The sequence below is a fragment of the Ruegeria sp. AU67 genome (genome assembly GCF_900312795.1).
GTDB lineage: Bacteria > Pseudomonadota > Alphaproteobacteria > Rhodobacterales > Rhodobacteraceae > Ruegeria > Ruegeria atlantica.
Map to the genome: position 1 here is coordinate 298,430 of NZ_OMPH01000040.1, position 14,662 is coordinate 313,091.

Genomic DNA, 14,662 nt, shown 5'->3' on the forward strand with positions numbered 1-14,662 from the left:
CGCCGAAAACAGTACTTCGACCCGCAGAAGATGACAAAAGCTGCGTCATTCGGAGATAGTGGGATTGATTCCGCGTTTAGAATTTCCGGCATCATTTTCACGACCGACGCCAGAAAATTGATTTAACCTTATGTCGTTTTGCGTGGCAGCGCTTTTATTGCCCTCAGTCGGCGATCCCTTTTCTGGGCGGATCTAATATAATTTTGCCGACGCCTTTCCAAAAACAGCCACCCTTGGTTCGAAAGCAAGTATAATGATCTCGAAATAATGCCCGTGGAGTTTCAGATCGGCAAGGTTGAGTTCGCGGGCCGTTGATCAATGAGTCGACTGTTCTTCAGGAGAAAAGTTCCACGCACCAAATAGTAATCTAGCGCTTCAAAACCGAACTTCGTTAAAATGTTAATGACCTCCGGCGCTGTATTTTCACCCCCCCCCGCCCAAAACCAAAACCCCGTTCCTCGTGCGGCGATCCTGAGGCGGTGATGTCGCGCGTCCCCTAGTGTGGCTCCTTTCTGATCCATCTTATCCAACCTATCCAAAATAACAGTTGAGATCATTTTGAAGAGAGATGACGGGTTGAACCTAAGGCCTGCCGTACTGGCTGAAGTCTTAGTTAGGTTACCGAAGTTAGATACGTTGGATCACCACATGGCATGCTGCAAAATACGTCAATTCGAGACCACGGAACTCCGCCTATGTACACTTGGCGCTCGGGGTCTCGGGCAACTTGGTCCCGCATTCGAAAAAGTGTTGTAGGGGGGACAGGTATGCGACTATCTACCATCTGACAGCAACCGGCAAGCTATGGGTCAGGTGGTTTTTGCCGGCACTCACTGTGAATGGGACTTGATTGGTGAATTGCATATATATCGTTCAGACTGAAGCTGAATTGCCCAGCCACTATGAGTGCATTCGATAGAAAACTATTGTAATTAGCTGGAAAACAAAAACGCAGAGCACAGCAGTTTATGCCCCTAACTCAACTTGGACGACCGGTAGAAACGCTGGGGTAGAATACGTTCGCAAGCAAGCTACCAAATATGACTACATTATTTTTTTTGGATGATGATCTTGAATTTGATAGCATGCTTCCGGAACAAGGATTTCAAGAGTTCGAGAGATTTCTTGAACACTATCGCCCGGCTATCGGCGTTCCTCGATGTTTCGACTATAATACCAATCCGACAAAAATCGCTGAACTTCCTGAGTCGGTGAATCGTCAAGGACTCGAAAACACATCCTTGCACATACAACCTGTCGATTGGTTTGACGCTTGCTTTAACGCATTTCGGATCGACGTATTTGAACAGCTTATGCCGTATGATGCACGATACAATCCAACATCGTGGTACACCTCACAGTTTTTGCTGATACTTAAGAGTAACTTTTTTTAAGAACAGGGTAATTCAGAACAACCGAATTAAAATCAAAAATAAGTCCATGGAAGACGGCACGCGCTATCACTATCCTCGCGGTGTCAGCATCTTTGGAGAGGCCTATATCGATTTTCTTGAGCAAAACAGAATTGACAGGATCAGCATGTCGAGAGTTCCTGTCCACTACGCTCTCTCGAAGCTTTTGCTACAGCTGTTGCGCTGGAACTAAGGTGTTTAGCGTCAGAAAAGTAAGCAACCGAGAGACTTACACTTCTCCATTTGAGGTACGGGCTGCCAACCTACGAAAATTTGGAAAAATATCTATGAGCAAACTTAAGATTTTCCTGATGACAAAGAATGAGGGTGAGCTCATCAAGGACTGGATCCTCTATCACGCCCATCTGTTCGGGATCGAAAACATCCACATCCTAGACGGCTCAGATGATGAGCAAGTCCTGCAAGTGTATGAACTTTACAAACAAAAGGGATTGAACGTCCATCACTCAAACTCTGGGTTGGACGATCTAGCAATCGAACTCACTCAGCTGATGCATGCGCACAAAGGCACAGGCAACTTTCTCATTAAGCTTGATACCGACGAGTTTCTTGCCGTGGCATCACCAGCAGAATTGCGACCCCGATCCCCGAAGTTGGATGCGTTTCGCAAAGCGTTCATCGAAAAATACGATGGCAAGAGTATCTTGAAGGTGACGGGCGCACTCGACAAACTTTTCGAACAATGGTTTCGGCGCAAAAGAATATCGCTTGATGGAATTGAGGCCTTCTTCGACCGACTCCCGGTGACAGGTCAACGATACAAGGCGTCCTTTACAATGTGGTCTATGCCGGTTGAAGCCTTTAGTCAGCGACCCTGTGTTGACGTGCTGGAATTCACCCCTTCTCAGTTCACCCATCTAAAGTCATTCTTCCATTCAGAGTCCTTTGTAAGCGTCGATCTGGGTTGTCACGTAGGCTCTTCGACCGACAACGAGGGCTTCATTGATACCGGGTTGACGGTCATTCACTATCACAGCACAAGTGTAGAAGACTCAATGCGGAGGGCGCGCCAAGTTCTCAGGTCGCATGGTTACATTGACCAGGGAGCTTCGTCGGCTCAAGAAATTGAAAAACTATCTAGGTTGGAAGGACAGCTGATTTCTTCCTGGCACAAGATTGATCAGTATCTAAAGTTCCTGAGATCCAAGGGTGCTGGCGAACGTATGATTCCCAGTGAACTCAATCAGCAGCATCCTTACTATAGACAAGCCCGGCCTAGAAGAATGACGCTAGTGCGCGATACGTTGCAATCGATAGACACCTAGCCAATGGCGAAATGGAAAGCAGGATAACGAAGTCAACAGTAGTAATAATCACGATTTTCGACCCCAGCGTAGCAGTGGAGCAGTTGGCTGGTATGACCGAGGTTGATCTTGTTGTGGTCGGGGACCGTAAGACACCAGACAACTGGTCCTGCGATGGCGCTGAGTATCTCTCAGTTGAACGGCAGCTTTCGCTGGGGTTCAGATTGTCTGATGCACTTCCCTTTGACCACTATTGCCGCAAGATGATCGGGTATCTGCTTGCAGCGCGGAATGGCGCGGAGATGATCGTCGACACTGATGACGACAATTTACCAAAGGACAATTAGGGGTTTCCGCAGTTTGAGGGCAACTATCATTTGATTGCGCCAGGCATGGGATTCATAAACATTTACCAATGGTATACTGCACAGAATATTCGGCCGAGAGGCTTGCTTCTTGAACTACTAAAAACCTCTTTCGATCTTCGAGAAAATAGCGGAGAACTGACTTGTAACGTGGGTATCTGGCAAGGTCTCGCAGATGATGACCCAGATGTGGATGCAATTTATCGCCTAACTAGCGACCAAGAGTGTATTTTTAACTCGGATAAGCCTGTCGTACTTTCTGAGAATACAGTTTGCCCGTTCAACTCACAAAATACAGCAATCCGGAAAGAGCTTTTTGCACTCTTGTATCTGCCTACAAGCGTGACATTTCGGTTTACGGATATTTTGAGAGGGCTGGTGGCCCAACCGATTATGTGGGCAGCAGGATATAAACTCGGATTTACAGAAGCTACAGTTGTGCAAGAGCGAAATCCACACAATCTTTTGAAGGACTTCGAATCCGAAATTCCAATGTTCCTAAGGGGCCAAGACGTAGTTTCGATTGTTAATGAAGTAATAGACAAAAAAAATAGTATTGTAGAAAATTTACAAAGCGCCTATTGGGCATTGTTGGTGGAGCGAATTGTTTCATCCGATGAAAAAAAACACTTGATGCCTGGCTAGAAGATATCGAAAACTGCTGAATCAGCTTAATTCAATTGCTCCAAGGCGCTCTAAACAGAGAATTCGACCATACTCACTGCAGCCAGTTTGAGTTTGGCTTCGTCTTGGGCAAGAGCACAGTGCATCGTAGTAGATCAACGTGTCGCCACTGCATCGCAAGCAACTCGCCACGTCTCATCGCTGTCTCCACAGCCAGAACAAGAAGCGGACGAAGTAGCTTGTTTCGATCTTGGTCACATGCCTGCAGCAAGTTTTGCAACTCACCAGCTTGCAACCGTCGCTCCTGTCGATCATCTACACGCGGCCGTTTGACCTGCTGCACTACGTTCACGGCACCAGCATCAGGCGCCCGCCCGACTGCGCCCTGCAACACCGTCAACTCACTAACGACCGGGCTTGCAGAAACCTTCTGCAACCGCTCGTCGCGCCACTCGGATACCTCCGCAACTGTCAGGGTGTCCAACCAAAGGCGTGTGAACCGCTCATGATGCTTGAACATAGCATCGATGCAACGCTGCTCCCGGTCTCCGCTGCGATGTGTCGGCGCTGCAGTATCTCTGTACTTTGAAAGGGCAAAGCCGATCGTCAACTTTGCTGACATGCCACGGTTGCTTTGTGTCAGAACACCACGCTCAGCTCGCAACTCGGCTGAGCGAGCCCACTTCACCGCGTCTGCTCTCTTAGTGAAAGACTTGCTGGAGCTTGGTCGTTGATACCTTACCGTTACCTGCCATTTGCCGCTTGGTCACTTGTTTATCTTAGCCATCTCGCATCACTCCTTCGTGCGTAGAAGGGCGATCTGAGTGCAGCGTTACGGCTGTCAGTACAGCGGAGGCGCAGCGCTTGTAGTTGCACGCAGTATTCAACAACAGATGCTTTGCCCGCAAATCACTGACAACGCTGCAAGTTAGGTTGGCGACCCCGGCAGGATTCGAACCTGCAACCTGCCCCTTAGGAGGGGGCTGCTCTATCCAGTTGAGCCACGGGGCCGTGCGACGCTCTCTTTAGCCCGGTTTTTCAACCTTGTCATGGCCTTTGCGCGACGGTTGTAAAACTTGCGCTGTTCACGCTACCATCGGGCAAAACAACATCGCAGGTGCCTCAGTGACAACAGAAACCAAACGCCCGCTTACCCTTCGTGATGTCTCGGAAGCGTCCGGAGTATCGGAAATGACGGTCAGTCGGGTTCTGCGCAACAGGGGCGATGTTTCGGACGCCACGCGCACCCGCGTCTTGGCCGCCGCGAAAGAGCTGGGGTATGTGCCCAACAAAATTGCGGGCGCATTGGCATCCAGCCGGGTGAATTTGGTGGCGGTGATCATTCCCTCGCTGTCGAACATGGTCTTCCCTGAAGTTCTGACCGGCATTAACCAGGTGCTGGAAGACACCGAGCTGCAACCGGTTGTGGGCGTCACCGACTATATGCCGGAAAAAGAAGAAAAAGTGCTGTACGAGATGCTCTCGTGGCGGCCGTCCGGAGTAATCATTGCTGGCCTCGAACACACCGAGGCCGCGCGCGCCATGTTGGATTCAGCTGGTATTCCGGTGGTCGAGATCATGGATACCGACGGCAAACCGGTCGACGCGATGGTTGGGATTTCCCATCGTCGTGCCGGGCGCGAAATGGCGCAGGCGATCCTAAAGGCGGGCTATGAGCATATCGGGTTCATGGGAACGAAAATGCCGCTGGATCACCGGGCGCGCAAACGGTTCGAAGGCTTCACCGAAGTTCTGGGCAAACACGGGGTTGAGATCGAGGATCGCGAATTCTACTCTGGTGGATCGGCCCTGGCCAAAGGGCGTGAGATGACCCAGACCATGCTGGAACGGTCCCCCGATCTGGATTTCCTCTATTACTCCAATGACATGATCGGTGCAGGTGGGCTGCTGTATCTGCTGGATCAGGGTATTGATGTGCCGGGACAGATCGGCCTTGCCGGGTTCAACAATGTCGAGCTTCTGCAGGGTCTGCCGCGAAAATTGGCCACAATGGACGCCTGCAGGTTGGAGATCGGACGCACAGCCGCAGAGATCATCGCGGCGCAATTGGCTGATCCCAATGCCGAGGTCGACACGCGTGTGACCCTGACCCCCAAGATCAGCTTTGGCGACACCCTAAAGCGGCGCTGAACGCGTGGCGCTGCAACGGCTGGACAACCGAACAGCTCGCGCGCTGTTCATGGATCGTCATGCATTGGCCGAGCCGCCATCGGGCGGCGCAAAAGGCGCGGAATTGCTGGACCTGATCCATCGTCTTGGCTTTGTGCAATTGGACAGCATCAACACGGTTGCGCGCGCCCATGACATGATCCTGTTTTCGCGGCGCCCATCCTATCGCGCAGGCAATCTCAAACGCTTGTACGAAAGCGACAAGGCGCTGTTTGAACACTGGACCCATGACGCCGCTGTCATTCCGATGGCGTTTTATCCGCACTGGCATTTGCGGTTTCAGCGCGATGCAGATCTGCTGAAGTCCCGATGGAAAAACTGGCGCCGCGACGGGTTCGAGCAGCGATTTGCAACCGTTCTGCAACATATACGGGATCACGGGCCAGTATCCTCGTCCGATGTTGGCAAGGACGAGAAAAAGGGGTCCGGCGGCTGGTGGGACTGGCATCCGTCAAAAACGGCGCTGGAGTTTCTTTGGCGCTCGGGCGCACTGACGGTCATAGGGCGGCAAGGATTTCAAAAGCGCTATGATCTAACTGAGCGGGTGATCGAAACGCATCTTTGCCTGGGCAATATGCCCTGTGATGCCGAGGAGACGGTGGATTGGCTGTGCAACGCGGCGCTTGATCGGTTGGGGTTTGCAACCTCGGGCGAATTGGCTGCGTTTTGGGATACTGTCACGACAAGCGAGGCAAAATCTTGGTGTGAACAGGGTCTAATTCAGGGAAAATTGGAAGCGATCGAGGTGACTTGCGCGGACGGCAAGCTGCGCAAAGTGATCGCCCGACCAACCATTTCCGAGGATGCAGAGGCTGAACCCCGTCCCCCAGGCCGCATTCGGGTCCTTAGCCCATTTGATCCCATGCTGCGCGACCGTAACCGTGCCGAACGGTTGTTCGGCTTTCACTATCGCATCGAGGTTTTTGTACCTGCCCCAAAGCGCACTTACGGTTACTATGTGTTCCCGTTGCTTGAGGGCGACCGATTGATCGGGCGGATTGACATGAAAGCCAACCGGGATTGCGGGGCGCTGCAAATCAGCGCCTTATGGCCGGAACGATCCGTGCGCTGGTCCGATGCCAGAACCAAAAGGTTGCAGTCAGAGCTCGACCGAGTCCGACGATTTGCCGGGCTGGACAACGTGGAATTCGCCCGTGATTGGTTAAAGGACCCTAAATAGGGTCTTTTTTTCAGATCAGACTCAGGCTGATAGACTGTAACCCGTCAATCCCGCCTTCCAGGAAATCGCCCACCAACACCGGGCCAACTCCAGCCGGTGTACCAGTCAGGATCAGATCACCGGGCCGCAGGTGATAGTATCCGGACAAATGGCAGATGACCTCATCTATCTTCCAGATCAGCTCTTCCAGCGTCGCGTCCTGTCGCGTTTCCCCGTTCGCGTTATGATAAATGCGTTTATTGTCGTCCGGGGACCAATCTGCCGTGCGGGTCAAAGCGGCCAACACAGTGCCGTATTCCAGATCCTTGCCCAAATGCCACGGGCGCTGTTTATTCCGTTCGCGGACTTGCAGGTCACGGCGCGTCATGTCTAACGAACAACCATAGCCATAAACCGCATCCAGCGCATCGGCACGCGTCGCACGGAAAACGGGTTTGCCGATCGCGACCGCCAGTTCCATCTCGTGGTGAAAATTCTCAGTTCCAGGCGGATAAGGCACGGTTGCACCCGACAGAACCGCGTTCAGAGCAGATTTTGTAAAGTAGAAAGACGCCTCACGATCGACCTCATTTCCCATTTCGGCCGCATGGGCCGCATAATTTCGGCCGACACAGAAAATGCGCCCCACGGGATAGGTCGACAATTCACCCTCAACCGGGATCGAAATCGGGTCGGGTAAGGAAAACAAGCTGTCCGGTATCAAAGCCCCCTAACTGCAACTTGCAGCTTGTTTCTAAGTTGGCAGGACCAGTTGAACAAGCCATGCAGGTTCGCGCCAGGCATCACCATCACGCGAACTAGCCCCGTGGCTGGCTGTTCACAATTCAAAGTTTTGCCTTGGAAAGCCTTGGGTGCGCGCTACCTTTGGTTGTATCATGGATCACGCCACCATCGTTTTGACACTCATTCCCTGGCGATATCCGAAATCCACTCGTCGCTGATCAGGTGATTTGCCTGTAGGCGAGTGCAACTGAATCAGAGAGCGACGGCCAAAGACCTGTACCCCCACACGGTCTTTGCGTCCGGATGTCCGCTTATTTTCAGGTGGCTGTTTCTCTGAGGTGTGAGCCGGATAAATCCATCCGGCCGCGGGCCAGACACGCAGTCCAGTCAAAGTCTGGCCACCCCGCCGGAGGATATCCATACTTCTCTGGCGGGGACAAAAGCCTTTGCATGCGCGACGTGCAATCAGGTCTTCAGATCATGCAGATCGTTCAGTAAGTCCAGCAGCGCTTCGTGCCGATCCGGGCCTAGCTGAGTCTTGATCTCTTCAGCCAGACGTAGTGTCACCTGCATGTTGTCTTGGATGATCTTTTCGCCTTTGGCCGTGATATCGATGATCTGACGACGCTTATCCTCGGGATGGACCCGGCGCCGGATCAAATCCTTGGCTTCCAGTTTTTGCAGAATGCGCGTCAGACTGGGCAGCAAAAGGCACGATCGATCCGCTATATGCGTTGGCTCTTGAGGGCCTTCTTCTTTCAGAACACGCAGAACGCGCCATTGCTGTTCCGTAACACCCGCATCAGCCAGCATTTTTCGAATGGGCCCCATGACCCTTTCGCGCGCCCGCAGCAGTGCAATCGGCAATGAGCGGGACGTATTAGGCAGGTCTCTAGTCATATTGGAATTTTTGCCCAAATTGGATCAAACTGCAACTGTCCAAGAATTTTAGTTATGATATCAGTAACTTGAACGTGCAATATACTGCCCTTTTAGGCACGCCGCAGCTTCGAGCCGCATCTCAAAATTAGTAAACAAAGCAATTAATATTGACGTTTTCTTCAGAATGACGATCACTGGACGCACAAAGAAACTAAGTCCCGGTCCGATCCCGGGGTTGGCAGAAATCTGAGGGTTAAGATGAAGTGGGATGAGTTTTCGGATTGGGGCAAACGAATTGCTGAGTGGACGCAGGATTACCACCTGACTGTAGGTGACAAACCCGTCCGCGCCCGGACTGAGCCGGGGGATATCCTCAACGCCCTGCCCGCGCGGCCACCCGAGCAGGCACAGCCACTGGAGGACGTGTTTCAGGATTTCGAACAGATCGTGATGCCGGGGATCACCCATTGGCAACATCCAAGGTTCTTTGCCTATTTCAATTCGAACGCCTCTGCCCCATCGGTCCTAGCCGAGTTTCTGGCCAGCGCCATCGCACCGCAATGTATGTTGTGGCAAACGTCACCGGCTGCGACCGAGATGGAAACACGGATGATGGACTGGTTGCGCCACGCGCTGGACCTGCCCGAGGGATTCGCTGGCGTTATTCAAGACTCCGCCTCGTCAGCGACATTGGCTGCTGTGCTAACGATGCGCGAAAAGGCGTTGAAGTGGCAGGGAAATCAACAGGGTCTTTTTGGGCAAAACCCTCTGCGCGTCTATTGCTCGGCCGAAGTGCACACGTCAGTCGATCGTGCCATTTGGGTTGCGGGGATCGGGCAAGACAATCTGGTTCGGATTCCGATCAAGGGAGATTGGCGCGGGATGGATCCCGCAGCACTGGAGGCAGCGATCCAGTCCGATTTAGACTCTGGTTTGCATCCGGCGGGCGTCATCCTTTGCGTTGGCGGTACAGGAACGGGGGCGACGGATCCCGTAGATGAATGTTTGAAGATCGCCCAGGAATACGGGCTTTACTCCCACGTAGATGCGGCCTGGGCCGGATCGGCCATGATCTGCCCGGAATACCGCCACTACTGGCCCGGCGTGGATCAGGCCGACAGTATCGTTTTCAACCCGCATAAATGGCTGGGTGTGCAGTTCGATTGCTGTGCGCATTTCCTGAAAGACCCCGATGATCTGGTGCAGACGCTGGCGATCAGCCCTGAATACCTCAAGACCCATGGCAAGGACGGTATCATCAACTATTCGGAATGGTCTGTGCCACTTGGCCGTCGGTTCCGGGCGCTCAAGCTATGGTTCGTGATCCGGGCATATGGGCTGGAAGGGTTGCGCCAACGCCTGCGCAATCACGTGAACTGGTCCGTAGCGCTGCATGATCGGCTCGCGAGCGAGGCGGATTTCCAAATCGTCACACAGCCGATGTGGTCATTGTGGACGTTCCGCTATGCACCGACGGGCCAAACAGACCTGGACGATTTGAACCTGCGCCTGGTGAACGCCATCAATGACGACGGCCGCATCTATTTGACGCAAACCCGCGTGGATGGTGATCGGGTGATCCGTTTTCAGGCCGGTCAGTTCGAAACCACCGAAGACGATGTTCGAATGGCCTATGACGTCATAACCGAAATCGCCCGCACACTGACATAAACAGGAGGCCCGGCCATGCCAGTCCCAAAAAACAGCTTCAAACAGGCTCTAATACAGGGTGATCGGCAGATAGGCTGCTGGATGAGTTTTGCGGAATCCATCACTGCCGAAATTATGGGCACCGCCGGATTCGACTGGCTGGTCATTGACGGTGAACACGCGCCGAACGATATCCGATCAATCCGTGATCAGCTTATGGCGTTGGCTGCCAGCTCCTCGCATCCGGTGGTGCGGGTTCCGGTTGGCGACACCGCTTTGATCAAGATGGTGCTGGATGCCGGGGCGCAAACCGTTCTGGTACCGATGGTCGAAACCGCCGATCAGGCGCAACAGTTGGTTCGGGACTGCCACTATCCGCCATCAGGTGTGCGCGGCGTAGGGGCCGGTGCGGCCCGGGCGACAATGTACGGCTCAATCCCCGAGTACATTCAATCTGCAGACGATCAAATTTGCCTTTTGGTTCAAGTGGAAAACCGCGCCGGGATGGCCGCACTGGATGATATCCTGAAGGTCGAAGGCGTCGACGGAGTGTTTATCGGCCCAGCGGATCTGTCCACCGACATGGGATATCAAGGAAACAACGCAGCGCCGGAAGTGCGCGCTGTCATTGCGGATGCCATCACAAAGATCAGGGCCGCGGGCAAAGCGCCCGGCATTCTGGGCACCAATGACGAGGCCAGCCAAGCCTATTATGAAATGGGCGCACAGTTTCTTGCGGTCGGCATTGATGTGATGTTGCTGGCGCAGGCATCCCGGGCGCTGGCGGCGAAATGGAAGGCGAAATAGCGCGTCAGGCGTACATGGTGGCCGCGGCCTGCGCATAACCACCCGATGCCCCATCCACAAAGTGAACATGATCGTCGCGCGTCGCCGAGGGGACGATACAGGTCATCATTGCCTCGTCTTGCGCATGCAGCCCATAGCGGATCTTGCCCTGTCCGCGTGCCTGTTCAAGCATCATCCGGATTTGCGTCAACGTGGCAGCGTCACAATCCAGCGTCATTTTCAGCCCATCATCGAATTTACGGTAGTCGGCGTTGCGGCTGACCATGCGCTTGTAATGGCCGGGTTCGAAATTGCCCAACCGTTTGCCCGATGTGAACAACAGGGCGATCAAAAAGTTCTGGCCCAGCAATTTGATCCGCTGCAGCAACAAATTGTTCCCAGCTCGTGATACGCGGGCATCCAGGCCAACATCCGGCGGTGGCCAGCTGATCGGCGGGCCATCTTCTGGTACTGGATGACCCGAACGCTCCAACCCCTCCGAAGCTGACAGAACCGAGCGGGCCAAATCCGCAAAGTCACTCTCGGTTGCATTTGCTGTGGGCTGAACGACGACCGAGACGATTTGACCATTGCGTGCCTTGCTGTTGGACCACCGGCAGGACAAACCGGTTAGGTCGGGCTGTGCACCAGGTTTGGCAGGCGGCACCATAAAGGTACCAGCCTTCATCTGCGCCTCAGCCCAGGCCAACCCGCCACCCGAGAACATGGCGTAATCCACCCCATCAGACGGCGCATAGCGTGCGACCCGCAGGTCTTTTCCTACCTTACGAATTTCGGCAACCGGAACCAACGCCGCGCGTAGCGAGATCGAGAATTCTGCGTCCGCCCAGCGCCTGAGGTCCGCCAATACCGCTTTGGCGGTGTCGATCTCACTTGCGGGAACGGCGAATCCGGCACCGTCGCCGCCAAAAACATAAGGGAACTCCTTGCCGTGGAGCGCGTTGATCATGCCCGAGATCACCGCCGCGCCGACCATGTTGACCGTCTTGTATCGTCCTTTTGCAATCTCACCGGTGGAGTCGACGATATCAGCCACACCCAACGCCCAATCGCCCGGAACAGCAGAGAAACGCGCCGGATCCACCAAACGGGTAAAGTCCCGCAACAGGGGAAGACTGTCATAGAACGCGGCCTGGGCGTCTTTCATTGGCACCTCGGATAAACGGTAGGGTCAAGGATAGCCCGAATGTGATCACTGTCCGGCAAAATCAGTATAGCACACGCGCTTGTGTGTGGCACCGTGACGTGCCAAGCATTTCTTCGCCGGTTTGGGGGAGAGGGTTTTCATGAAGGCAGGTCTGGTGGTGTTGTGCCTGGGCTATGTGCTCAGCCAGTTCTTTCGCGCCTTTCTCGCGGTTCTCAGTGTTGATCTGGGGCGCGATATCGGGGCCACACCCGAGGATCTGGCCTTTGCGTCCGGTCTTTGGTTTCTGATCTTTGCCGCCATGCAGTTGCCCGTAGGCTGGGCACTGGACCGAGTTGGACCGCGCCTGACGGCGGCGGTCTTGCTGCTGGTCGGTGGTGCCGGCGGAGCGGCATTGTTTGCCCTATCCAGCTCCCCATTTCACATCGCCATCGCCATGGGATTGATCGGGGTCGGCTGCTCACCGGTGTTGATGGCATCTTACTATATCTTCGCCCGCGAATTCCCACCTGCCCGCTTCGCCACTTTGGCGGCTGTCATGCTGGGCGTTGGATCGGTCGGCAATCTGGTTGCCTCGTACCCTACTGCGCTGGCGGTCGAGCTGATGGGATGGCGGGCCACGATGGGGACGCTGGCCGTTTTTTCCGCCGCGATCGCGTTGGGCATCTGGTTCAGCGTGCATGATCCCAAACGTGTCGAGACCGAACACAGGGGATCGGTGCTGGACCTGCTGAAAGAGCCCGCCCTGTGGGCGATCTTGCCGCTGATGCTGGTGGCCTATGCCCCGTCGGCGGCGACGCGCGGCCTTTGGGCCGGGCCATACCTCAGCGATATCTTCGGCCTTAGCACCACCCAGATCGGGACAGCGACCCTGATCATGGGGGCGGCGATGATTGCAGGTACCTTTGCGTATGGGCCGCTCGATCGAATGCTGGGCACCCGAAAATGGGTGATCTTTGGCGGCAACGCGCTGGGCACAGTGGGGCTGGTTCTGATGTGCTTTTGGGTCGACAACGCAGTTTGGCTGGCGGTTGTCCTGATGGCAGCGATCGGGTTTCTGGGGGCCAGCTTCCCGGTCATCATGGCTCATGGACGGGCCTTTGTTCCGCCGCATCTGGTTGGGCGCGGCATGACCTTGCTGAACCTCTTCGGCATTGGCGGTGTAGGACTGGCGCAATTCGTCACCGGCCGCATCCATGCCGCCACGGTGGACATCAGCCCGACCGCGCCCTACACAGCGATATTCGGCTTTTTTGCGGTCACGCTGGCCATCGGCTGCGTGATCTATTTGTTCAGCCGCGACAGCGTCGACTAACGCTGGAACTGCCAGGAGTGTCCATGTCCGACCCGCGCGTCATTGCCCCCAACCTCAAACGCAGACTTTCGGGTGTGACCGCGACGATTGCCCGGTTGGTGCCGCTGCAAGTGCAATGGATCGACATCGCGGCCACCGGGCCGGGTCTGCCGGATGACATCCCACATATCCCGCTGGGCCACCTGCCCTTTCTGTCGCGCAAAACGCTGCGTGTCTGGCACGCGCGCCGCAATACCGAGATGCTGCTGGGCCTGATCCTGCGCAATGTGCTGCGGCTGCGATTGAAGCTGCTGTTCACCAGCGCCTCGCAACGCGCGCATAGCGGCTACACCAAATGGCTGATCGACAAAATGGACGCGGTCGTCGCGACTTCGCGCAAAACCGCCGGGTATCTGGAGAGGGATGCGCAAGTCATCATGCATGGCATCAACTTGCAGGATTTCACACCGCCCGAAGACAAAGCCGCAGTTCGGGCGCGGCTGGGTTTGCCAGATGGTCTATTGCTGGGCTGCTATGGCCGCATTCGTCACCAGAAGGGCACCGATGCCTTTGTCGACGCAATGATCGACCTGTGCGGCCGCTTCGACGACGTCCATGGCATCGTCATGGGCCGCGCCACGGAAAAGCACACCAGCTTCTTGGCCGAACTGAAAGACAAGGTCGCCAAGGCGGGCCTGTCCGACCGCATTCTGTTCATGCCCGAGGTGACCGTCGATCAGATCGCCGAATGGTATCAGGTGCTGGACCTGTTCATTGCCCCGCAACGGTGGGAAGGGTTCGGCCTGACGCCGCTGGAAGCAATGGCTTGCGGCGTGCCGGTTGTTGCCACGGATGTAGGCGCGTTCTCCGAGATCGTCACCGACCCGTCGCTGGGCCGTGTGGTCGAACCCGGTGATATCCCCGCGCTGGCCGAAGCCGCCGCCCAGTTGTTGTCCGACCGCGATTCCCTTGCGCGTTCTGGAGCCGTCGCCCGCGTCCATGTCGAGCAGAATTTCGACATCAGTGGTGAGGCAAAGACGCTTGTGGCGCTATATGAACGCCTTTTGACCGACACCTGAGGCGATGCGCCACGTCAAATCGGTGTCATTGCGCGAAATAAACCCCG

At 54.9% G+C, this 14,662-nt stretch carries 13 protein-coding genes and 1 tRNA gene; 9 read left to right on the forward strand and 5 right to left on the reverse strand.

Annotation, left to right across the window (positions count from 1 at the left end; translation table 11 throughout):
- Positions 1–1,699 precede the first annotated feature (1,699 nt).
- From DK510_RS20930 to DK510_RS20940, 3 genes are all read left to right on the forward strand, one after another.
- A complete protein-coding gene (locus DK510_RS20930) occupies positions 1,700–2,698 on the forward strand; it encodes a glycosyltransferase family 2 protein (protein ID WP_109313747.1) in 999 nt (332 codons plus the stop codon).
- Between the two features lie 92 nt (positions 2,699–2,790).
- Complete coding sequence (locus tag DK510_RS20935; protein WP_109313748.1) at positions 2,791–3,024, forward strand: hypothetical protein; 234 nt, start codon at positions 2,791–2,793, stop codon at positions 3,022–3,024.
- A 102-nt stretch (positions 3,025–3,126) separates the two neighbouring features.
- A complete protein-coding gene (locus DK510_RS20940) occupies positions 3,127–3,687 on the forward strand; it encodes an STELLO glycosyltransferase family protein (protein ID WP_160116587.1) in 561 nt (186 codons plus the stop codon).
- 73 nt (positions 3,688–3,760) lie between these two features.
- Here the strand turns inward: DK510_RS20940 and DK510_RS20945 are convergent, their stop codons facing one another.
- Both DK510_RS20945 and DK510_RS20950 read right to left on the reverse strand, forming a co-directional pair.
- Positions 3,761–4,354, reverse strand: a complete 594-nt coding sequence (locus tag DK510_RS20945; RefSeq protein ID WP_160116588.1) for a site-specific integrase — start codon at positions 4,352–4,354, stop codon at positions 3,761–3,763.
- Positions 4,355–4,600: 246 nt separating this feature from the next.
- Positions 4,601–4,677: transfer RNA gene (locus DK510_RS20950), tRNA-Arg, on the reverse strand.
- A gap of 114 nt (positions 4,678–4,791) precedes the next feature.
- Here DK510_RS20950 and DK510_RS20955 point away from each other — a divergent pair.
- Together DK510_RS20955 and DK510_RS20960 are read left to right on the forward strand one after the other, a co-directional pair.
- Positions 4,792–5,817, forward strand: coding sequence for a LacI family DNA-binding transcriptional regulator (locus DK510_RS20955; RefSeq protein WP_108860587.1), 1,026 nt, complete (start codon positions 4,792–4,794; stop codon positions 5,815–5,817).
- A 4-nt stretch (positions 5,818–5,821) separates the two neighbouring features.
- Entirely contained in the window at positions 5,822–7,036 is a 1,215-nt protein-coding gene (locus tag DK510_RS20960) for a winged helix-turn-helix domain-containing protein (protein WP_109313751.1), read from the forward strand.
- A 10-nt stretch (positions 7,037–7,046) separates the two neighbouring features.
- Here the strand turns inward: DK510_RS20960 and DK510_RS20965 are convergent, their stop codons facing one another.
- Together DK510_RS20965 and hpaR are read right to left on the reverse strand one after the other, a co-directional pair.
- Positions 7,047–7,736 (reverse strand): fumarylacetoacetate hydrolase family protein, encoded by a 690-nt coding sequence (locus DK510_RS20965; RefSeq protein ID WP_109313866.1) that lies wholly within the window; start codon positions 7,734–7,736, stop codon positions 7,047–7,049.
- A 488-nt stretch (positions 7,737–8,224) separates the two neighbouring features.
- Positions 8,225–8,659 (reverse strand): homoprotocatechuate degradation operon regulator HpaR, encoded by a 435-nt coding sequence (gene hpaR / locus DK510_RS20970; RefSeq protein WP_109313752.1) that lies wholly within the window; start codon positions 8,657–8,659, stop codon positions 8,225–8,227.
- 240 nt (positions 8,660–8,899) lie between these two features.
- Between hpaR and DK510_RS20975 the strand changes: the two genes are divergently transcribed.
- Positions 8,900–10,312, forward strand: a complete 1,413-nt coding sequence (locus tag DK510_RS20975) for a pyridoxal-dependent decarboxylase (RefSeq protein WP_109313753.1) — start codon at positions 8,900–8,902, stop codon at positions 10,310–10,312.
- A 15-nt stretch (positions 10,313–10,327) separates the two neighbouring features.
- A complete protein-coding gene (locus DK510_RS20980) occupies positions 10,328–11,098 on the forward strand; it encodes an HpcH/HpaI aldolase/citrate lyase family protein (protein WP_109313754.1) in 771 nt (256 codons plus the stop codon).
- 4 nt (positions 11,099–11,102) lie between these two features.
- Here DK510_RS20980 and DK510_RS20985 read toward each other — a convergent pair whose 3' ends face one another.
- Positions 11,103–12,245 (reverse strand): DUF3095 domain-containing protein, encoded by a 1,143-nt coding sequence (locus tag DK510_RS20985; RefSeq protein WP_109313755.1) that lies wholly within the window; start codon positions 12,243–12,245, stop codon positions 11,103–11,105.
- 139 nt (positions 12,246–12,384) lie between these two features.
- Here DK510_RS20985 and DK510_RS20990 point away from each other — a divergent pair, with 139 nt between their 5' ends.
- Positions 12,385–13,557, forward strand: coding sequence for an MFS transporter (locus DK510_RS20990; RefSeq protein ID WP_109313756.1), 1,173 nt, complete (start codon positions 12,385–12,387; stop codon positions 13,555–13,557).
- A gap of 23 nt (positions 13,558–13,580) precedes the next feature.
- On the forward strand, positions 13,581–14,615 hold the full coding sequence (locus DK510_RS20995) for a glycosyltransferase family 4 protein (protein ID WP_109313757.1): 1,035 nt from the start codon (positions 13,581–13,583) through the stop codon (positions 14,613–14,615).
- Positions 14,616–14,662 lie beyond the last annotated feature (47 nt).